The organism is Idiomarina xiamenensis 10-D-4 (assembly GCF_000299895.1).
Lineage (GTDB): Bacteria > Pseudomonadota > Gammaproteobacteria > Enterobacterales > Alteromonadaceae > Idiomarina > Idiomarina xiamenensis.
On the sequence record NZ_AMRG01000014.1, the window covers coordinates 61,512 to 82,811 of the forward strand.

Genomic DNA, 21,300 nt, shown 5'->3' on the forward strand with positions numbered 1-21,300 from the left:
ATGGTGCATAGTGATTATAGTCCGTGAGGTGAGTTTTGCCTTATCAACGTCTGCTCAATCAATTGCAAACCGCGGTGGTGATTTTGGACCCCGCCTTGCATATCGAGTACATCAACGCGGCGGCCGAGACGCTGCTGGATAACAGCGCTAGCCGTTTATATCAGGTGCCGTTTTTAAGTTTATTTCGGTTCACCAGCATGAACCCGCAGTGGTTGTCGTTGTGCTTACATGAGCAACAGTCGGTTTCGGACAGTGAGGTGGTGTTAGAACTACAGAATCAACACAAAATCACCGTTGAATTGGCGGCGCAACCGCTGCACAGCGAGCCTTGGCGGCATCACATTTTGTTGGAATTACGGCAAGTCGACCAGATCCGTCGTATTAGTCAGGAAACCGCGCAACAACATCAGCTGCATGCGGTACAAGCCTTGGTACGCGGCTTGGCGCACGAAATCAAAAATCCGTTGGGCGGTTTGCGCGGGGCGGCACAACTATTGGCTCGTGAATTACCGACACCCGCTTTGACCGAATATACCGATTTGATCATGGCTCAGGCTGACCGTTTACGACACTTGGTTGACCGCCTATTAGGGCCAAACCGCATCATCGAGCGCGAGTTGACCAATATTCATGCGGTGCTTGAACAAGTATACCAAATGGTACGCCTAGAAGCGCCGGCAACGGTGCGGCTGGTACGCGATTACGACCCTAGTATTCCCGAATTGCTGATGCAGGCCGACGCGATTCAGCAAGCGTTGCTAAACATCGCTCGCAACGCGATTCAAGCCATTGCGGCTGATGGTGAGGTGCGTTTTCGTACTCGTGTGCTGCATCAAGAGACCATCTATGGCAAGCGTATTCGGCAATGTCTGCTGGTCAGTATCATCGATAACGGACCGGGTATCGACGCGACCATTCGTGACACCTTATTTTATCCGATGGTAACCAGCCGCGCCGAGGGCACCGGTCTAGGTTTATCCATCGCGCAAACCATGGTGCAGCAGCACGGCGGTAAAATTGAGTTAAGCAGCGAGCCAGGCCATACCGAATTTGCCATTTATCTACCCTATGCCGACGCAACAGCGGGTAAGGTTAAGTCAGCGGAGCCAAACTAATGCTTAAAACTATCTGGATACTGGACGACGACGACTCCATGCGTTGGGTCATGCAACGCGCTTTCGCCAGCGTCGGTTATCAAGCGCAGGCATTTGATGGCGCGGAGTCGATGTTGGCTGCCTTGCAGCAGCAAGCCGCACCGGGGGCTTTGTTTTGCGATGTGCGTATGCCGGGTATGGACGGCATGCAGGTGTTAGCGCGTTTACGTGAGCAGCAGCCAGACTTACCGGTGGTGATCATGACGGCGCACTCCGATCTGGAAAGCGCCGTTAACGCTTATCAGGGCGGCGCATTTGAATATTTGCCCAAGCCGTTTGATTTGGATGATGCGGTCAAGGTGGCCGAGCGCGCCATTCAGCATCATGAGTCACAGCGGGCACGGGAACATGACCAGACTTCGCAAAAAAAACAAAACCCCAGTGATCAAAGTGTTTCGCTGGGCGGTATTATTGGCGAAGCGCCCGCCATGCAAGATGTTTTTCGTGCTATTGGACGCTTATCACGCTCCAGTGTCAGTGTTTTACTGACAGGCGCGTCGGGTACCGGTAAAGAATTGGTTGCTAGCGCTTTGCACCGCCATAGTCCGCGTGCAGACAAACCATTCATTGCCCTAAATATGGCGGCGATTCCGGCCGATCTGATCGAATCGGAGTTATTTGGCCACGAAAAAGGCGCCTTTACCGGTGCCGATAAACGCCGCGCCGGACGCTTTGAACAAGCCAACGGCGGCACGCTATTTTTAGACGAAATCGGCGATATGCCGTTAGCCGTACAAACGCGCTTATTACGCGTATTGGCTGAGGGGCAGTTTTATCCGGTTGGCGGGCACCAACCGATAACCGTTGATGTGCGCGTTATTGCTGCCACGCATCAGGCGTTAGAACGGTTGACCGAGCAGGGCGTGTTTCGCGAGGATCTTTATCATCGCTTAAACGTCATTCGGTTGCGCTTGCCGCCATTGGCCGAGCGCCGCAGCGATATTCCAGCGCTCGCCAATTTCTTTTTGCAGCAAGCCGCCGACGAATTACAGGTGCCGGTCAAGCGTTTGAGTCAAGCCGCCATACGGCAGCTGCAGCAAGCTCCTTGGCCGGGTAACGTGCGACAGTTACAAAACAGTTGTCGTTGGTTGACGGTGATGGCGGCGGGTGAGTTTATCGAGGCGAGTGATTTGCCGGGTGATTTATTTACCTGCCCGATGCCGAGTCCTAATGCCGATGAAGACAGTAGCGATGTCGGACAGTGGCGGCTGCTATTGAGTCAATGGTTGCAACAAGCCTCGCAGCGCGCTTTGTCAGAACCAGCGCCGCAGGGTATTTTAAAAGAACTGCTACCTGAAATTGAACAAATGGCGATCAACATCGCTCTACAGACAACTCAGGGGCATAAACAGGAGGCAGCCAAACTGTTAGGATGGGGACGCAATACGCTCACGCGTAAGCTGCATGAGTACAACATTTCTGAGTAAATCTTCTGTAAATGTTGCACACTGTAAGCAGCGTTTCTTTACATTAACAGCACGGAAGCGAGGGAAATCGTATGAGCAAAATACTGTTAATTGATGATGATGTAGAATTAGCGGGCATGCTGAAAGAGATTCTAACCCGCGAAGGAATGACGCTTACCGCCGTTGAAGATGGCGAGGCCGGGTTAGATGAAGCGTTGCGTGGCGATTATGAACTGATTTTGTTGGATGTGATGCTGCCTGGCATCGACGGCCTGCAATTGTTGCAGCGCTTACGCCAACAACATCGTAGCACTGCGGTACTGATGTTGACCGCGCGCGGTGACGACGAAGATCGCGTGACCGGTCTTGAGCTGGGGGCTGATGACTACCTAGCCAAACCATTTTATCCAAAAGAGTTGGTGGCGCGCGTGAAAGCGCTGTTACGACGTTCGCCAAATACGTCAGTCACGCCAGAAAAGTTGGCATACAGCGGTTTTGACCTAGACCCAACCACGGCTGAGGTCAGTTGCGACCAGCAGTCGCTGATTTTAACGCCGACCGAATTCGATATTCTGCGCTGCCTGATGCAGCAGCCTGACCAACTGGTCAGCAAAGACCAACTATCGGTCGCTGCGTTAGGTCGCAAGCTGGCACCGTTTGACCGTAGTCTGGACGTGCATATTAGTAATATTCGTAAGAAGTTACCGAGCAACCCAGAACGCATTCAAACCGTTCGCGGCCGAGGTTACCGATTGGTCGAGATGCCATGAAGCTACGCCGTACCCGGTGGTACAACTCACTTTCGCTGCGCTTATTGGTATTGTTTTGGGCACTGTTGTTAGTGACCGCCAGTAGCGGCTTTTTACTGGCGATTTGGAACACCGAGCAGGTACGGCCACAGCCGTTGGCGGCGGAAATCAATCAGATTTTAAAACCGCTGCTAAGCGACAACTCCACCTTTGGTTCGTTGCAAACCGGACGTCTGGTTACCGGCGACTACCGTGTAGTCGCCAAACTCGCCAGTCGTGGTAAGCAACGTTTAAACATCGCGCCTGATTTGAGCGAGCGTTATACCCCGCTGGTATTGCGTATGCTTGACGCCAACAGCCCACAACAAATGCCGATCTCTGATCGTCTGCTGGTCGGTCCTTATGTGCTAGGTGGCGACCGTTTATTGTTGGCGCGGCCACTGCGCACAGAAGAGCTGATTGATCGCCGCGAGGCGGAAAGTAAACAGCGCGAAGCGCGCACCACCACGCTGATTATTGGCAGTGGTTTTTTGGCGTTGCTACTTGGCTGGTGGTTGATTCGCCCGATCAAGCGCTTGATTCGAGCTACCCGAGAAGTGGCTCAAGGGAGCGCCGAACCCAAGTTAGGGCGGCTACCAAAACGTAGCGATGAAGTCGGCGAGTTAGCGCGGGCGTTAGTTACCACGGCCGTTGACTTGGCGACCTCGCGTGATGCCCAGCGACGTTTGTTAAGTGATGTCTCGCATGAGCTACGCTCGCCGCTGGCGCGTATGCAAGTGGCGATGGACTTACTGGAACCCGAGGATGGCGGTAGTAACGTACATTGGCAGCAGCTAACGCGAGATGTGCATCGACTAGGCACCATTATTGACCGTATTTTATCGCTGTCGCGGCTAGAAAATGGCTTGGTCAATATGCAAAGCGAAGCGGTCGATAGTGGCGAATTGGTGGCCAAGTTGATCAGCGATTTATGTTATGCCGATCCCAGTTGTAGCGACCGCTTAAAGCAAGTCGGTGAACAATGGCCGACGCTGCAGAGCGACCCCGAGCTGGTGCGTTTGATTTTGGAAAACCTGGTACGTAATGCCCTGCACTATACCGATGGTTTGATCACCCTCAGTTGTGACATCGATGGCGAGCGTTGCCAACTATTGGTACGTGACCGTGGTCCGGGTGTGCCAGACGATAAAATTGAGCAGCTATTCGAACCCTTCTACCGCGGCGATCCGGCGCGTCATCACCAAGCGGGTGTTGGCTTAGGCTTGGCGTTAAGCCAACGCGCTGCTGGCGTAATGAAGGGTTCGGTAAGTGCACGCAATCATCCGCAAGGCGGGCTAGAAGTGATCGTTGACCTACCGTTAAAGTGCGCATAAGCTGTTGCGCGCAATGAAACCTGCAGATACCGATAAACACTGGCTGGCGTTTTACCAGCAACATATTTTGCCGTTTTGGCACACGCATGTGCAAACCCACGAGTTTCGCGCTGGCGATGGTCTGCGCCTATCCTATAGCGTGTATCGGCCGCAAACCGATTGCCGGGGTTTACTGGTGGTGTCGCCAGGCCGTATTGAAGCGGCGCTAAAGTATCAAGAGCTGGTTTGGGATCTGGCACAGCAAGGTTATGCGATTGCCATTCTTGACCATCGCGGACAGGGTTTGTCGCAACGTATGGCGCGCAATCCTCACAAAGGCCACGTTAATCGGTTTAGCGACTTTGTCGAAGATTTTGAGCTATTTTGTCAGCAATTAGCCGCTGATTTCAGTGACTTGCCTTGGTTCTTACTGGCCCACTCGATGGGTGGTGCGATAGCCGCTTTATACCTAGCGCGTCGTCAGCATCGTTTTGCTAGCGCCTGCTTTACCTCACCCATGTTTGGTATTAACAGTGGCATGGCACCACAGTGGTTAGCGCGTGCGCTGGTGAACGCCGGGGCTTGTTTAAACCGTCTTTTTTGGCGCCGTGAGCCTTGGTACTTTTTCGGTATGCGAGATTATGCCGAGGTCGCCTTTCTGCGTAACGCGCTATGTCAGAGTGAGGCTCGCTACCAAGTTTTTCGTGAGCTTTATCAACAGCAGCCTAAAGTACAATTGGGTGGGCCGACCTTTATCTGGTTACAGCAATCGTTAGCGGCCGCCGACCAAGCGCTGCAAGCGGCGCATCGTATTAGTGTGCCGTTGTTGTTGTTACAGGCTGGCGCCGACAGTGTCGTGACCGCCGCGCCGCAACAAACCTTTGTCGAGCGTTTGCCGCATCCAGCCAGCCGTCTACAGCGAATTGACGGCGCACGGCATGAGTTGCTGATGGAAACCGATGCCTATCGGCAACCAGCGTTGCAAGCCATGCTAGCGTGGTTCCAGCGGCACCACCAATAACGGGTCCATGTGTACCAATATATCGGCATCGGGTAGCTGTTGCATGATTGCCGTCTCGACCTGATCGGCGATGGCGTGTGCGCGTAGCAACGAAATCTCATTATCCAATTCAATGTGCAACTGAATAAAGGTGGTCGGCCCAGAACTGCGGGTACGCAAACCATGAACTCCACGCACGCCCTCGATGGCGGCAGCGTGGGTCATGATCAGTTGTTGTTGCTCGATCGGTAACTCGCGATCCATCAACGATTGAAATGCGTCTTTGCCGATGTGCGCCGCCCCCCATAATAAATAAACGGCGATCAACAAGGCAAATGCGCTATCGGCCCAATGCAGACCCCACTGGCTCAGTAGCAAGGCCACTAATACCGTCAGGTTAAGCATAATATCGGATTGGTAGTGCAAAGAATCGGCCTGTACCGCTTGCGAGCGGGTGTGATGAATGGCGCGCTTTTGAATGGTGAGCAGTATTAGCGTTAGTACGATGGCAGCAATGGATACGTAAATACCGGCGTCGGTGCGTTGCGGCGGTTGCCCATGTAGCCATTGTTGGATGCTATGAAACACCAGCAACAGCGCCGAGCCGCTAATAAAAGCCGACTGGGCTAGCGCGGCCAGTGATTCGGCTTTACCGTGACCAAAGCGGTGTTCGTCATCGGCGGGCTGAATGGCATAGCGAATGGCAAAAAAGCTAAATAGCGAGGCGCCGCCGTCAAGCAACGAGTCGGTCAGCGAGGCCAGCATACTGGCAGAGTCGGTGACCAGCCAGGCATAGAGTTTCAGGGCAATTAAGGTCAGTGCAGTGACCACTGCAGCGGTACTGGCTAACTTGACCCAAAAGGCATAGTGTTGCTGTTTTGTTTGCTGTGTCTTCATGGCTTCTCTGTTATGCTTAAGGCGCCTATGGATGAGCCGCTGACTGACTATCCGCCTGATTAATTATCCGAGTAACTGATGTTTGAAATTGCCCTATTTGAACCGAAAATGCCAGCCAATACCGGTAACATTATTCGTTTAGCGGCCAACAATGGCTGTCGTTTACACTTAATCGAACCCTTGGGCTTCGATTTTGAAGAAAAGAAGCTGCGGCGAGCCGGGCTCGATTATCACGATTTGGCCAAGCTGCAACGCTATCCTAATTATGACGCGTTTGCCAAGGCCATGCATGGGCGTCGTATTTTTGCCTGCACGACTAAGGGGCAAGTGGGTTATTGCGACGTGCGCTATGAGGCCGGCGACGTCTTGTTGTTCGGTTCGGAAACCGCCGGTTTGTCCGACGAAGCGATGCAAAGCGTTGCTGCTGAGCGGCGCATTCGTATACCGATGATGCCCAATAACCGCTCGTTGAACCTCTCAAATTCGGTTGCGATTATCAGCTATGAAGCTTGGCGCCAATGTCAGTTTAACGGTGCTGGCTGAACTACTGCTGGTGATGATGATGGTCGGGCAACAGATGTGTATCGATTAGCGCCGCAGCCGGGAACCATTGTTTGATTTGACCGTTTTTAACCGCCTGCCGGAACTGTAGCTCCCACCAGTTACGCAATTGTCGTCCTGCCAAGGTATCAGGAAACGCTAAAAATACCGGTTCGCGGCCATGTAGTTGATGCGCCGCGTAGGGTGAGTCAATCCAGTCGGGCAAGTTGCGGCGATAATCCAAAACCGCCGCCACGCGGCCCAAATCTAACATAGCAAAACAGTCCAAACTGGTATTCGCCTCATAAATCGGTATTTGCTTGGGTAAGTACTGCCGAAACGGCAGCCCGGCTTGCTGACAGACTGGCTTACTGGCATCGCCGGCTAACACCGCATCGATTTGTTGCTGATCGGCGGCGAACATCAGCAGCGGATCGCTGTAGTCAATTTGTGTTGGCGCTAAAATCGTACCTGGCGGTGGTTTACTGTGCCAACTACCAACCAAGATATCGGCGCGTTGCTCGCTCAACATTTGCGTAGCTCTGGCCCAGTTACTGGCCGACAACGTGAGGTCGTCGGTCAACGGCGCAAAGATGGCAGCGATGATGCGCCAATAAATACCCTCACCGTTGACCTCGGTATAGCCGCGTAGAGTGTGGCTGGTCGCATGTATAGCGGGCACCTGCGTCGGCACATCGGTGAAATTATCGGTGTGGATATCGAATTGTTTGCGTAACTCCCGCAAACGGCCATTGTTCTGCATGGTCAGCAGTTGTCTGACCAACGGTGCGACCAAGGCCTGATGATGACTATTCAGGTAGTGATAAGCGGGTTGTTCGTACAGCGTGACGGCGATGTAATCTTCACGCTCAGGTAAGTTGGCCTGCCGATATTGAAAGTTAGTCATGATGGCACCTTCAACACGGCCAGTCAGTAACAGACTCACTACCTGCTCCAACTGATTAGCGGCTACCGTAGGGTTGGCGTAGCGACGTGCTTCTAGCAAACTATTGATAGATTCCATCCCGCTCGGAAAGGCGATGCTGTGCACGTCTTCTAGTTCGCAAATGCCGCAACGACGTCGGTCAGCAACCAACACTAACGAAAATTGATAAAGCGGAAAGGGGACCTGAATTAAGTTTTGATACTCGCCATCTAAGCCGGGTAAGCGCGCTAACTCGCCGGCGATACTACCGCGATCGGCCTCTATTAAACTGCGTAAGCGCGGCAGCGTAACGTAGGTTAAATCCACATCTAAAGCGGCATAAGCCTCACTCAGTAACGCTTTGACATAACCACCCAACTGATCGTTGCCGGGCTCGCGAAAGGTCAACTCGGTTGCTTGCTGCGTTGTCGTTTGCTGCAAGGCGATCTGTGCGGTGGGTGGCGGTGCCTGCTGGTCGGCCATCGCGAAACCACAGTGACCGCTCACGAACAGCAAGCTGATGTACAACGATATAAGCAGCAGCTTTGTCATAGCCCCAATACGAGTTAATAAAAAGTTAGTGGCGAGCGCCAGTATAGCAGAGCGATAAAAGGAAAAGCGACCATTAAGGTATTTGAAGTTGCTTCATAGCAATAATCTCTAGGTTATATAAGGGCTAAACCGTATTGGCATGTGTCCCGGATAGTGTGCTGTTAGTGAACAATATGTATAGATTCGAACATCAACTGTTCGATTTCGAACATTTTTTGTTCGTATTTTTATTAACAAGCGCTATGAATTTTATAATATATCGTTGTTATTTAATGATTTAACTTATCTGGCATATCGATTGCTCTGTCTTTAAGCGTGGACCACTTGTTCATTTGCGAACGTCAGCGTCCGCAAACTTAAATCAATAAGGAGCAAAACAATGAACCGTGTATTAAACCTGCAAACCATGGCATTCGAAACCGACGCATCTGCCGATGTAGCCGCTGGCAGCTCTTGTAGCTGGGCTGCATGTGGTGGTTGTTCAACCGCAAGTGCGGCTTCTTGTAGCTCGGAAGAGCAATTGAAAGCCATTTAATCCTGTAACACTCAACTCATCCTAATTAAGGAGAAACATCATGAATCGCGTACTTAACTTACAAGCAATGCAATCAGAAGAACTGCAAAAAGCACCAGGCAATAGCTCTTGTAGCTGGGCCGGCTGTGGTGGCTGTTCAACTGCAAGCGCAGCTAGCTGTAACGCTGCAATCGAAATCCGCGCAGTGTAAACACGGTTTTCGAACGTCCTGCAAAGCCAACGCCATCGACGTTTATTGCGTTGGCTTTGCAATCCCTTCTTTAGCAACGTCTTTTCAGAATGTGTACGACCACGGCATTGGAGAGAGTCATTCGAGGATACCAGCATGAGTGAATTGGTGATCAAAGATAAATTCTTACATACCTTGGCCCATCAGGAGTTTTACGAACCGATTACGTTATATCGGCCAAATAAGTCCGACTTTCACGATGTTGTCGCTCGTTTGTTACCCGATGATGGCCGTGTTGAACGTTATAGCTATTGGTGGAGCTGCTATTTCACCGATACCCGCCTACCCGCACAGGGTTGGAAAATTCATGTGTCGGCGACCCCAGCGCACGCCAGCGCCATTTTAGATACGGTAGCCCGGGTGCTGTTACAGCATCGCGTACCCTTTAAGTTTGTCGCCGACCGTATGCTGTTGTCGTTATTTAACGGCAAAAGCTTCGATCGTGGTTCTTCGGGCAAGTTTATTACGATTTATCCGCAGCATCAGCAGCAATTCGAACAGTTAATCGTCGCTTTACACGAGCAGACGATTGGCTATTGGGGACCTTATATCCTGTCGGACAAACGCTTCCGAGACAGTAAAGTGATTTACTACCGCTATGGAGGCATTTTACCGATGAAACGAGCCATCGGTGATGGTAGCTCAGAGCACGTGATCAAGGGCACCGATGGCAGCTATATCGTCGACGAGCGTACGCCTTATTTCCATTTGCCAGAGGGCATTGTCGACCCGTTTGCCGACGAGCCAGCCGAGGAAGACGCCGGTGAGGCGACCCTGAAAGATGGTCGCTATGAAATTCAAGGAGTATTAGCCTTTAGTAATCCCGGCGGTGTTTACTTAGCGCGTGACAGCGAGACCGATCAAACCGTGGTGATCAAAGAGGGACGGCCTTACACCAATGTCAGCTATCGCGGTTTGGACGCGGTGCAATTGGTTAAAAAAGAACATCGTTTGTTGACCTTGTTAGCCGGTCAGGGTGTCTCTCCGGCACCACTCGACTTCTTTTTAGACTGGGAACACGCCTACATTGTGCAAGAGTATCTCGGTCAGTTTACTAGCTTACGTGGCTATTTAGCGGGTATTCACTTAACCCTGAAAACCAATCCCAGTGCCGCCGACCACGCGCAGTTTTGGAAAGCTTATCGGGCTATTTTTGTTGCGGTGGCAGACGCCTTTCGCAAAATTCATGAAAAAGGCATCGTATTTGGCGATATCTCACTGAATAACGTGATGGTACAAGAGCAAGACGATGGCACGCCGACGGTGCTATTGATTGACTTTGAATCCGCCTATGAAGCGGGCGTCGACTTACCGACGCACATCTTTACTCCAGGCTACGCCTCTAAGGATTACGAAAATAACAGCGTGGCTAACTTTGCCGACGATTGCTATGCCATGGGGTCACTGATGTTGGCCGGTTTATTCCCGATGAACCCGCTACTCAGTCTTGACCGTTCTGCCCATCGTCGCTATTTGACCGAGTTTCGCCAAGACATCGGCTTACCAGCCGCCTTAGAACAGTTAATTCTTAGTTTGTTAGACGGCGACGCCGAGCAACGGCCGAGTATGGCGGCGGTTCATCAACAGTTACAACAGCCGATCACGCCATTACCGGCGCGTATTCAAACGGCTAATTTCGATGTACAGCAGTTGCCTGAACTGATTCAGCGTAGCTGGCAGTATGTCGCGGCACATGCCGACCCTAGCCGCGAGGACCGCTTGTATCCCAGTGATCCCGAAGTGTTTCAATCTAACCCGCTGAGCCTGGCTTATGGTGCTTTGGGTGTGGCCTACGTCGGTCATCAGTTGACCGGTAAGGTCGATCCAGCGGTACGACAGTGGATTAATCAGCGACAAATCGATAGTCACAGCAGTTCGGTTGGGTTGTACAACGGTTTAGCCGGTAACGCGTGGTGCGCTTACGAAATCGGCGAATTTGAATTGGCCAGCCAAATGCTGGAAAGCGCCCTAGCCCATCCACAAAAAACCGCTTCACCGTATCTGTTCGACGGTATGGCCGGATTGGGTATGACCTGTTTGAAGTTTCATCAATGGACCCGACAACCGCATTACCTGCAGCAAGCTGAGGCGTTAGCGCAAGAACTGCTAGCACAGGCGCAATCGGATACCGAGGGCGAGGTTTACTGGCAATTGCGTGACAAGACCTCGGCGTCGTTGGCGCATGGCGTGTCAGGTATCGCGCTGTTCTTGTTGTATACCCATTTAGCAACCGGTAAAGCGCTGTACCTGACGATCGGCAAGCAAGCCATGAACTGGGTGATCAAGCAGGGTCATTATAACGATGAGGGTGGCTTAACCTGGATGGCGCGCAGTACGACGCCGAGTTATACCCCCTATTGGCGCTGGGGCAGTTCAGGCATTGCGAAAGTGTTGCTGCGCTACTGGCAAGTTAGTCAAGATCCGAGCTATTTGGCATTATTAGACGACATTCACATCGATTGCCATCGAAAATACACCATTTTCCCCGGCTACTTCTTTGGTATTAGCGGTATTTTGGACTGGTACGTGGATATGCTTGCGGTACCGGGTTGGCGTGACAAAGCCGACGCCGCTTGTCAGCGTATTATTTCTGGCTTGCTGTTGTTCGCCATCGAGAAAGATGAGGGCATTGCCTTCCCGGGCGAATCATTAGCACGTATTAGCTGTGACTATGGTACCGGCGGCGCGGGTATTTGCATGATGTTGCAACGCTATCAGCAGCGTTCGGCATCACCGTTCATGCTGGACGAATTACTACCGGCTTATCAAGCGGCACAGGAGCAATCGGCATGATGCGCATGTTAAACCTCGCCGGGCGCCAGCATTTACCGATGCTGGCGCTATGTCTGACGCTGATCATCGTCACCACCCTGATCCAACTGGTGTTGCCGTTGGGGGTGCAGCAAATGCTGGATAATGTGTTGTCGACCGGTACCGCGTTAGACTTGCATCATTTGGCATTGTTGCTGTTAGGTTTATTCGCCGCTAAGGCCATCGTCGGCTATTTTGCGCAATTGATGCTAATGGTCACCGGTGACCGCATTATCGTCACGGTGCGCGAAAAGCTGTTTAGCCATTATCAATTTTTAAGCCTGGCTCAGCACAAAGACCATTCGGTCGGCGATTGGGTTTCGCGCTTAAATAACGACATCACCGCCGTACGTAATGTGGTCTCAAATGTTGCCATTGCCTTTATTGTCAGCGTATTACAGCTGATCGGGGCGGCCTTGATCATGCTCAGCATGAACCCCTCGCTGGCGCTGGTGGTGCTGTTGCTGGGACCGGCGACGACTTTGGTATCGAAGTTGTTTGGTGCGACTTTCTTTCGCTTATCCAAGCGTATTCAAGAAGCCATGGCCGATTCTAACAGCACCCTGCAAGAGTCACTTAGCGGTATCGAAGCGGTGAAAACCTTCTCCCGCGAACGTCACCAGATTGGCCAGTATCGGCAACAGATGAAGCGCTTTCTAGCGCGCGCTATCGAAGCGCGCAAAGCCGACTCGTTGTATAACGCTATCGTCGCGTTTATTACCTCGGTAACCACCATTGCTATCGTTTGGGCTGGCGGCTTAGCGGTTATCGGCGGTGAGCTGACGGCGGGCATGTTGGTCGCGTTCTTATTGTATGCGCAGTATGTGACGCAGAGTATTGTCAGCATTGCCGGTCATTACTCGGCGGTTAAACAAGCTGAAGGGGCATCGGATCGGGTGTTTGAAATTCTCGACATGGAAACCGAAGCGAGTGACGGCGAGAACAGTCAGCAGGCCATTCAACCGCGCAGCATCAGCTTTCACAATGTGGCGTTTAGCTACCCCGACAAAGCCGTATTTGCGGGCTTAGATTTGCAGGTTAAGCAAGGTGATACGGTTGCTATTGTCGGTCCGAGTGGTTGTGGTAAGTCGACATTCTTACGTTTGTTGCCACGGCTTTATGAGGCCAGCGCAGGCAGCATTGAAATTAACGGTAAAGCGTTGCGTGATTATTCGTTAAAGCAATTGCGTGACGCTATGTCGGTGGTGTCTCAAGATATTCATTTATTTGAAACCTCGGTACTGGAAAACATTCGCTTTGGCCGCTTAGATGCCAGCGACGATGAGGTGATCGATGCGGCTAAACGAGCTAATGCGGACGAGTTCATCCGCGATTTACCGCAAGGTTATGCCAGCGAAATCGGCGCTAACGGCTGCTTTTTGAGCGGTGGTCAGCGGCAGCGCATCGCCTTGGCGCGAGCGTTTTTAAAAGATGCCCCGATCTTGTTATTAGACGAAGCCACCTCGAGTTTGGATGCCGATAACGAACAGCGTATTCAAGCGGCGTTGGCACATATTCAGGGCCGCTGCACAACCTTTATCATTGCCCACAATCCAGCCACCATTGCGCATGCCAATGTGGTGTTAGATATGCAGCGCTATCGTCAACCGCCGATGCCGGAGTTGGCTACTGTTAGCGGAGAGCTAGTGGCGCGTCGAGCGTTGGGCTAAGCGTTCGAAAACGAACAGTTTTGTGTTCGATTACGAACACACGCCATGCTTGGTTTTATGTAGCTCGCTGTTTTTTATGAGATTAATTTTTGGAGCGGTTATTGCATCTAATCGGTATCGGTTGTGATTTCTCGGTAAAGTGATCACGCGAGTAACAGCGTTAAGCGCAAGGGAAAAGTTATGGATACCAAACGTTCAACACGAGATAAATGGCTGAGTAAATCTAAGCCATTGGCGCTCATCGTCATCAGCGCGTTGGTTTTGTACTGGTTAGTGCTATCACCGTTGAGCGCCAGCAGCTCGGTAACTGTCAGTAAAGCGGATGTGTTAATTGGCGAAGTTAGCGAGCAACATTTTGCCGAATCCATTTCGGTGCGCGGTGGTATTGCTCCGCAAGACACGGTGTACCTAGACGCCGTGGAAAGCGGCCGGGTCGAGCAAGTGCTGGTTGAAGAAGGCAGCTACGTTGAAAAGGGTGAATTAATCGCGCGTTTAAGTAACACCAGTTTGCAATTAGATGTGGTATCGCGAGAAGCTCAAGTTACCGAGCAACTGAATAACTTGCGCAACACCCGTATTACCATGGAACAAGATCGCTTGAGCCTGCAAAACGACGTGACCGAGTTAAGCTATCAACTCGACCGCATTAGCAGCGATTTAGCGCGCAATGAAAGCTTGGGTAAGCAAAGTTATATTTCCGAGAAAGAGTTAGCCGACTTAAAGCGCGAAAAGGCTTATTTGAAAAAACGTCTGGCCATTGCCGAGGAACGTCAGTTACAAAATGAATTATTACGGGCTTCGCAAATTGACCAAATGGAACAAAGTACCGAAAGCCTGAAAACTAATTTAGCGATGGCTAAACGCAGTTTGGATAACCTCATGGTGACCGCTGCCCGTTCTGGTTATTTAACCTCATTGAGTATTGAAACCGGTGAGTTTGTGCAGCGCGGCAGTCGTTTGGGACAAATCGACGATTTAGAACAAATCAAAGTGGTTGCTAACGTTGATGAGTATTACCTGAACCGTATTGAAGAAGGCCAAACTGCCGAGGCGCAAATCCGTGGTAAGCAACATGCGCTGCGGGTGGACAAAGTGTATCCACAAGTTAGTAGTGGCCGCTTTAAAGTCGACTTGGTGTTTAGCGACGATGCGCCGGTGGGCTTAAGCCGCGGTCAGTCGGTCGATTTAACCATGGTGTTAGGACAAAACCGGGAAGCCATTGTGGTGCCTACGGGTGCGTATTTGAACGATACCCAGGGGCGTTGGATTTTTGTACTTGATGAGGACGGTAACGCCCAGCGCCGTAATATTGAGGTGGGCCGTCGCAACGAACGTTTTCAAGAGGTCGTCGCCGGTTTGATGCCAGGCGAGCGGGTGATCTTGTCATCCTATCGACAGCTTGGTGATGCTCAACATATCGAAATAGATTAAGCAATTAGGATGATAGCGATGATTAGCGTACAGCAGTTGAGCCGAGTTTTTACCACCGACGATGTAGAAACCAGTGCTTTGAACCAGATTAACTTACAAGTCAGCAAAGGCGATTTTATTGCCATCATGGGGCCTTCGGGTTGTGGTAAATCGACGCTGCTGAATATTCTCGGACTGCTGGATAAGCCTTCAAGTGGCGACTATTTCTTTCAGGACAAGCGCCTGCGCTTTGCGCAACAGGGTCAGGTTGAGCGCATCCGACGTCAGCATTTTGGTTATATCTTTCAAAGCTTCAACCTGATCGATAGCCTAACGGTCGCGGAAAACGTCGAACTGCCGTTAATTTACCAAGGCGTGGCAGCGTCGGAGCGTGCTAAACGGGTAAAGCAGGTGCTGGCGAAAACCTCAATGGACCATCGCGCCTCACATTTTCCTAAGCAATTGTCTGGTGGTCAGCAACAACGGGTGGCGGTAGCACGGGCGCTGGTCATCGAGCCCGCGGTAATTTTTGCCGACGAGCCGACGGGTAACCTAGATACCCGTAACGGCCACGACGTGATGAACCTGTTAGCCGAACTGAATGAGCAAGGTTCGACTATTGTCATGGTGACGCATTCGGAATCACATGCCACTTATGGCTCGCGTGTGATCGAGCTACTCGATGGCGAAATCGTGAAAGAGACCCGGCAACAACCGATGATGGAGTTAGCGCGTGCGTAAAATGGATTTACTCTGGCTCTATATCAAAGTTGGCCTGCGCAATGCCAAACGGCATTTAGGTCAATCGTTGATGAGTGTGTTGGGCTTAACGCTAGGGCTGTTTGCCAGCCTGACGATTTTGTTATACGCCCTGCATGAGAGTCAGTACGATAGCTATCACCCGCAAGCTGACAGCGTTTACCGCGCGGCAATCGACTTGCCTGAGTTAGATTTGGGAGCCGATGGCATTGCCATGACCCCCGACGGTTTGAAGGATTTTTTACTAAACCGCGGTGGTCGCAATATTGAAGCCGCCACGCAGTTGCTACCCGCAGACAAGTTTTTTGACTTGTATCATAACAATTACAAGGTGCGCGGCACTGAGCTGGTTGCCGCCGACGCCGATATGATGAGCGTGTTTTCGTTACCGTTGCTGAATGGTGACAGCAGCCGTTTAGCCGAACCCAATACGTTATTGTTATCGCAGTCGTTGGCGACACGATTGTTTGGACAAACCGACGTGGTGGGTACGCAACTGCGGTTAGATAACGATATTCCACTGACTATCATCGGCGTGTTTGACGACTTGCCGGATGACACTCACTTAGCGTTTGATTCGATTGTTTCCATGGGCACGATTCGAGCACATAGCCCGACAATGTTCCGCGATATGCGCGGCAATAACTTTTATACCTATATTCGCGTAGCCGATGAGGCGCCGCTAAGTGATTATGCCGAGGCGGTGAGCAATGTGCTCAGTGCCAATATGAACGTAAAAGTGGAGACTTTTTTTCAGCCGCTGACCAGCATTCACTTACAATCAAAACTGCTCGGTGAATTAAAGCCCGGTGGCGACGCTAGCGTGGTCATCATGGCTTTGGCATTAGCCTTTGGCTTACTGCTAATCGCCTGCTTTAACTTTATCAATATGACCACCGCCCATGCCTCGATTCGAGCCAAAGAAGTGGGCGTGCGTAAGTCTAATGGTGCCAGCCGCCAACACCTGTTTTGGCAGTTTATGGTAGAGACGGCACTGTTGGTGGTGCTGTCGACGTTGCTTGCTTGCGCCCTGATTGAGTTATCGTTGCCGATGATCAACCGCTTTTTAGAGGTTCAACTGGTATTAAATAGTCTGTACTGGTGGGTAGTACTGGGCTTAACGGTATTGCTGACTTTTGCCGCAGGTTGCTATCCGGCGCTATTTATTGCGCGATTTGATATTAGCAAAGCCCTGCGCGGCGAAGACCAATTGGCGCGCCTTGGCCACGGCGGTTTCCGCAAGGTGTTGGTGTTTGTGCAGAGTATGCTAACGGTAACCTTGTTGGTGTTGACCTACGTGGTCAGCGCGCAAATCGACCATATCGAGGCGATGGACACGGGCTATCAACGGCAGCAAGTGGTGTTGTCGCAAGCCCTAGAAGAACGCGCCCTACGCGGTGACTTTATTAGCGTTAAGCAGCGCTTAGAGCGGTTGCACGGAGTGGCGTCGGTCAGTTGGGGTGAGCAAGTGCCGACCATGGCGTTTAACGATAGCTTGTCGAACATCTCGGTGTCGGGCAGTGCCTATCAACACTTTGATATGACCCCGATAGTTGGTGTCGGTTACAACTATGTCGAGACCTTTGGTATGTCGCTGTTAGCTGGCCGTGATTTCTCGCTCGACTTTAGCGGTGACTATTATAGCGCTGACGACGATGGCGAGCAGGGCCAGGCTATGGGCATGATCGTTACTCGCAGCTTTGCCCGCTTAGCCGGTTTTGATGAGGTGCGCGACGCCGTCGGCCAACACCTGTACTCGGAACAACTGCAAGGGGTCATTGTTGGTGTTATTGACGATGTCATCTTCCGCGCCATGGACACTCCCGCACAACCCTTTATTTTAGCGCTGGGTTACCAATCGCAAGGACGCAGCCGGATCGCGATTAAGCTTGAACAAACACCGAATGCGGCGCAGTTAGCGCAGATTAATCAGTTGCTTAGCGCCGAGTTTAACTTGCGCGATAACACCCTAACGACCTTGACCGCCGAGTTTAATCGGTTACATAAGCAATTGCGTAACCAAATCGTTTTATTGGTACTGTTTACCTTGCTGATCGTGTTGTTGACGCTGTTGGGCATGCTCGGTCTGGCCAAGTTCAGCGCCGAGCGGCGTATTCGTGAACTGGCGATCCGGCGCGTTATCGGTGCCAGTAAATTCCGCTTGATCAACCTGCTTAGCTTAGACTTTATTAAAGTGGTGGCGTTAGCCAGCGTGTTGGCCTGGCCGTTGGCGTGGTGGGTGTCACAGCGCTGGCTCGCCGGTTTTGCATACAGTGTGGAGGTGGCGCCGGTCGCTTTTGTGCTTGCCAGCGTCGTCACAATCGTCCTATCTTGGATAACGGTTTCGACAATTTCTTACTTTTCGACACTGATGAACCCGGTTGATGCATTGAAGCATGACTGACCCGCGAGGTTGGTAACACCAAGGACAGTAACGTAGAGGACAGGTTAGTAACGTGAAGGATAAGAATGCCGCCATTTTAGTTGTCGATGACAACGAAGACATTCTGTTTGCCGCAGATTTGTTATTAAAAAAGTCGTTTGCCAAGGTCGATACGCTGGCCTCGCCGGCGACCATTGATCAGCAGTTACAACAGCACGATTACGATGTGGTGCTGTTGGATATGAACTTTACCCAAGATGCCAGTAGCGGTAAAGAGGGGTTGGCCATCTTACAACGCATCAAAGCCGAACATCCGGATATTGAGGTGGTGTTGATCACCGCTTATGGTGGCATGGAGTTGGCGATTGAGGCGATGAAATTGGGCGCCGGTGATTTTGTCGTCAAGCCGTGGCATAACGAGCGCTTGTTAACCACCGTGCACAGTGCGCTGGAACGGCGCCGCACCCGGCATAAAATTCAAGTGCTGGAACAAACTCAGGTGCAACTGGTTGAGCAAGCCTATCAAGACTTTGATGAGTTCATCGGCAACAGCGATGCCATGCAAGCCATTAAAGAGACCATTCAACGCGCCGCCAGCACCGATGCCAACATCTTGTTGACCGGCGAGAGCGGCACCGGCAAAGGCGTTGCCGCGCATACCATTCACAAGCTCTCGAAGCGTTACGACAAGCCCTTTATGGGGGTTGATGTGGGCGCCTTGACCGAAAGTCTGTTTGAAAGCGAATTGTTTGGACATAAAAAAGGCGCGTTCACCGGCGCCGATAACGATCAAGTGGGACGCTTTGAGGCAGCGCAAAACGGCACCCTGTTTTTAGATGAAATCGGTAACTTGGCGTTGAGCTTACAAGTTAAGTTGCTCGGCGCGCTGCAAAATCGTCAAATCGTCCCAGTCGGCGGTCGCAAAGCTATCGACGTCGATATTCGTCTGATTTGCGCGACCAATGACAACCTGCAAGATAGCGTTAGCGCCGGACAGTTCCGGCAAGATCTGCTGTACCGTATTAATACCGTCGAGATCCGCCTGCCCGCCTTGCGCGAGCGACGCCAAGACATTCCACTGCTAGTCGACTACTTTTTACGGCGCTATGCTAAGAAATATCGTCGTGAGCCGTTACGGGTGAGCGATAACGCCATGCAAATGCTGAGCGATTGGCATTGGCCAGGAAACGTACGCGAGTTGCAGCATTTGATGGAGCGAGCGACCATTTTGACCAGCGGCGACGACTTAAGTACCGAGCTATTGTTCCCTAACGGACAGCCAGCATCGCCCGAGTTGGAGCAGGCCACACCATTAACGACCCTGAATTTAGAGGAACTAGAAAAGCAGGCGGTGCTCAATGCCATGCGCTCGGTCGAGGGCAATATTTCTAAAGCGGCGAAAGTGCTGGGCATCAACCGTGCCTCGCTTTATCGACGGTTAAATAAATTCGAGCTATGAGTGCTATTTGGCAACGCCCACAAGTGCGTTTTTGGGTTGCGGTACTAGCGCTGTTGGTACTGTCGATGGGCCTGGCCTTAGCGCTGGTCGTGAGCTACTGGGCCACTGCCACTTTACTATCGGTGTTATTAGTGTTGGCGGTGGTCGGTCTGCTGAACAGTTACCAGCGTCAGCGAGTACAGTTACTAAAGTTCATCGAACAGTTTGACGAGTCAGCCAATGACCGACCGAGTCAGCGTTATTTACAGTCGCTGTTTCCCGAGTTATTGGCGGTAATGCGCCAGCAACAACAACAGTTACGCTTGGCGCGCTCGGAAAACGAATCACGTCATTCGATATTGAGCACACTAGCGGACAGCATGTCGTTGGCGTTGTTTGTGGTCGTCGATAACCGCGAAGTGACCTTTGTTAATCGCTTTACGCACGAGCTGTGCGGGATCAACCAAATCACCCTGCTGCAACAGCTACGGGCGCAGAATAACCCCTTATTCGAATTTATCTGCTCGCACGATGTGGCTAGCCAAGTACTCACTATTGAGGGCGAAAATGGTCGTTTTCGTGGACTGGTTAAGGTTAACACCACCGAATTGGGCGAGCGCGCCGCCAAGGTTGTCAGCATCAGCGATATTCACGATCTACTTGACCAGCAAGAGCAAAACTCGTGGCAGAAGTTGGTACGCGTGCTGACCCACGAGATCATGAACTCGATTGGCCCCATCACTTCGCTTGCCGGTTCGGCTAAGTTGTTGGCCGAGGAGCAGGTGCAAGATAGCGACCTGTATAAAGCGTTAGTGACCATCGAGCGGCGCGCCAATGGATTACTCAAATTCGTCGATAATTATCGTGGCCTAACGCAGTTGCCAAAACCGGTGATGCAAGCCTGCTCGCTGGCTGAGGTGCTGGACCATGTGCTGAAGCTGGCACAAGAACTCGCCAGTCAACGCGATATCGAGGTGGAGTTGGTCGGGCGTCAGCCCGCACTCATGGTGTATACCGACCCGGATTTACTCGAGCACGTGTTGCTGAACTTAGTGCGTAATGGCTTAGATGCGATGCAAACCAGTCGCCAGCGACGCTTACGAATTGTGCTTGAGCGCAAGCGTTTGACGAGCGTCATCCTTGCTGTGGAAGATAGCGGCAAGGGTATTGAAACCGAGGTACAAGATACCATGTTCATGCCCTTTTTTACGACCAAGCCTAAGGGCTCGGGTATTGGCTTAGCCTTGGTCAAGCAACTCACCTCGATCATGTCGATTAAAGTGTTGGTCAGCTCTACCCTCGGCCAGGGCTCGCGCTTTTCATTGGTGATCCCGCTGGCACAATCGGTGCCTGAAAATGAGACCGATAAGGACTGAATTATTTACCCCGTTAGGCTGTCAAATTGGCTGTAACGCTGTGCTGAGCGCGGCGCTAAAATTGACAGCACGGTCATTTCTCTCTAGCTTGTGCTGCTATAACAGTGATTTCAT

The 21,300-nt window shown here is 51.7% G+C and carries 17 protein-coding genes; 15 read left to right on the forward strand and 2 right to left on the reverse strand.

From position 1 onward, the window contains the following. Positions 1-35 precede the first annotated feature (35 nt). The 5 genes from glnL (at position 36) to A10D4_RS10975 (ending at position 5,682) form a co-directional block, all read left to right on the forward strand. Positions 36-1,115 (forward strand): nitrogen regulation protein NR(II), encoded by a 1,080-nt coding sequence (glnL, locus tag A10D4_RS10955; RefSeq protein ID WP_008489558.1) that lies wholly within the window; start codon positions 36-38, stop codon positions 1,113-1,115. Further along, on the forward strand, positions 1,115-2,581 hold the full coding sequence (gene ntrC, locus A10D4_RS10960; RefSeq protein ID WP_008489560.1) for a nitrogen regulation protein NR(I): 1,467 nt from the start codon (positions 1,115-1,117) through the stop codon (positions 2,579-2,581). The genes glnL and ntrC overlap by 1 nt, the downstream gene beginning before the upstream one ends. A 71-nt stretch (positions 2,582-2,652) precedes the next feature. Continuing rightward, complete coding sequence (locus A10D4_RS10965) at positions 2,653-3,330, forward strand: response regulator transcription factor (RefSeq protein WP_008489563.1); 678 nt, start codon at positions 2,653-2,655, stop codon at positions 3,328-3,330. Further along, positions 3,327-4,682, forward strand: a complete 1,356-nt coding sequence (locus tag A10D4_RS10970; RefSeq protein WP_008489564.1) for a sensor histidine kinase — start codon at positions 3,327-3,329, stop codon at positions 4,680-4,682. The genes A10D4_RS10965 and A10D4_RS10970 overlap by 4 nt, the downstream gene beginning before the upstream one ends. 13 nt (positions 4,683-4,695) lie before the next feature. Next, a complete protein-coding gene (locus A10D4_RS10975; RefSeq protein WP_008489565.1) occupies positions 4,696-5,682 on the forward strand; it encodes an alpha/beta fold hydrolase in 987 nt (328 codons plus the stop codon). Here A10D4_RS10975 and fieF read toward each other — a convergent pair. Beyond that, positions 5,653-6,558, reverse strand: a complete 906-nt coding sequence (fieF, locus tag A10D4_RS10980) for a cation efflux pump FieF (RefSeq protein ID WP_008489566.1) — start codon at positions 6,556-6,558, stop codon at positions 5,653-5,655. The two genes, A10D4_RS10975 and fieF, sit on opposite strands and share 30 nt — an antisense overlap. Positions 6,559-6,636: 78 nt before the next feature. On the opposite strand from fieF, the gene A10D4_RS10985 reads away from it, so the two are divergent. Next, complete coding sequence (locus A10D4_RS10985) at positions 6,637-7,101, forward strand: tRNA (cytidine(34)-2'-O)-methyltransferase (RefSeq protein WP_008489567.1); 465 nt, start codon at positions 6,637-6,639, stop codon at positions 7,099-7,101. Position 7,102: 1 nt separating this feature from the next. Here the strand turns inward: A10D4_RS10985 and A10D4_RS10990 are convergent, their stop codons facing one another. Next, positions 7,103-8,575 carry a substrate-binding periplasmic protein gene (locus tag A10D4_RS10990; RefSeq protein WP_008489568.1) on the reverse strand — a complete coding sequence of 491 codons (1,473 nt, stop codon included), beginning with the start codon at positions 8,573-8,575 and terminating at the stop codon, positions 7,103-7,105. 379 nt (positions 8,576-8,954) lie between these two features. Between A10D4_RS10990 and A10D4_RS14115 the strand changes: the two genes are divergently transcribed. From A10D4_RS14115 to A10D4_RS11025, 9 genes are all read left to right on the forward strand, one after another. Beyond that, complete coding sequence (locus A10D4_RS14115; RefSeq protein ID WP_156812148.1) at positions 8,955-9,110, forward strand: class III lanthipeptide; 156 nt, start codon at positions 8,955-8,957, stop codon at positions 9,108-9,110. Between the two features lie 40 nt (positions 9,111-9,150). Then, positions 9,151-9,300, forward strand: a complete 150-nt coding sequence (locus tag A10D4_RS14120; protein ID WP_156812149.1) for a class III lanthipeptide — start codon at positions 9,151-9,153, stop codon at positions 9,298-9,300. Between the two features lie 135 nt (positions 9,301-9,435). Then, entirely contained in the window at positions 9,436-12,132 is a 2,697-nt protein-coding gene (lanKC, locus tag A10D4_RS10995) for a class III lanthionine synthetase LanKC (protein ID WP_008489569.1), read from the forward strand. Continuing rightward, on the forward strand, positions 12,129-13,820 hold the full coding sequence (locus A10D4_RS11000; protein WP_008489570.1) for an ABC transporter ATP-binding protein: 1,692 nt from the start codon (positions 12,129-12,131) through the stop codon (positions 13,818-13,820). Before lanKC ends, A10D4_RS11000 begins: the two co-directional genes overlap by 4 nt. Positions 13,821-14,000: 180 nt before the next feature. Beyond that, positions 14,001-15,251 carry an efflux RND transporter periplasmic adaptor subunit gene (locus A10D4_RS11005; RefSeq protein WP_008489571.1) on the forward strand — a complete coding sequence of 417 codons (1,251 nt, stop codon included), beginning with the start codon at positions 14,001-14,003 and terminating at the stop codon, positions 15,249-15,251. An 18-nt stretch (positions 15,252-15,269) separates the two neighbouring features. After that, complete coding sequence (locus A10D4_RS11010; RefSeq protein WP_008489572.1) at positions 15,270-15,971, forward strand: ABC transporter ATP-binding protein; 702 nt, start codon at positions 15,270-15,272, stop codon at positions 15,969-15,971. Position 15,972: 1 nt separating this feature from the next. Beyond that, complete coding sequence (locus A10D4_RS11015) at positions 15,973-18,393, forward strand: ABC transporter permease (protein ID WP_040502888.1); 2,421 nt, start codon at positions 15,973-15,975, stop codon at positions 18,391-18,393. A 52-nt stretch (positions 18,394-18,445) separates the two neighbouring features. Further along, entirely contained in the window at positions 18,446-19,831 is a 1,386-nt protein-coding gene (locus A10D4_RS11020; protein WP_008489575.1) for a sigma-54-dependent transcriptional regulator, read from the forward strand. Then, complete coding sequence (locus A10D4_RS11025) at positions 19,828-21,186, forward strand: sensor histidine kinase (RefSeq protein WP_008489576.1); 1,359 nt, start codon at positions 19,828-19,830, stop codon at positions 21,184-21,186. Before A10D4_RS11020 ends, A10D4_RS11025 begins: the two co-directional genes overlap by 4 nt. Positions 21,187-21,300 lie beyond the last annotated feature (114 nt).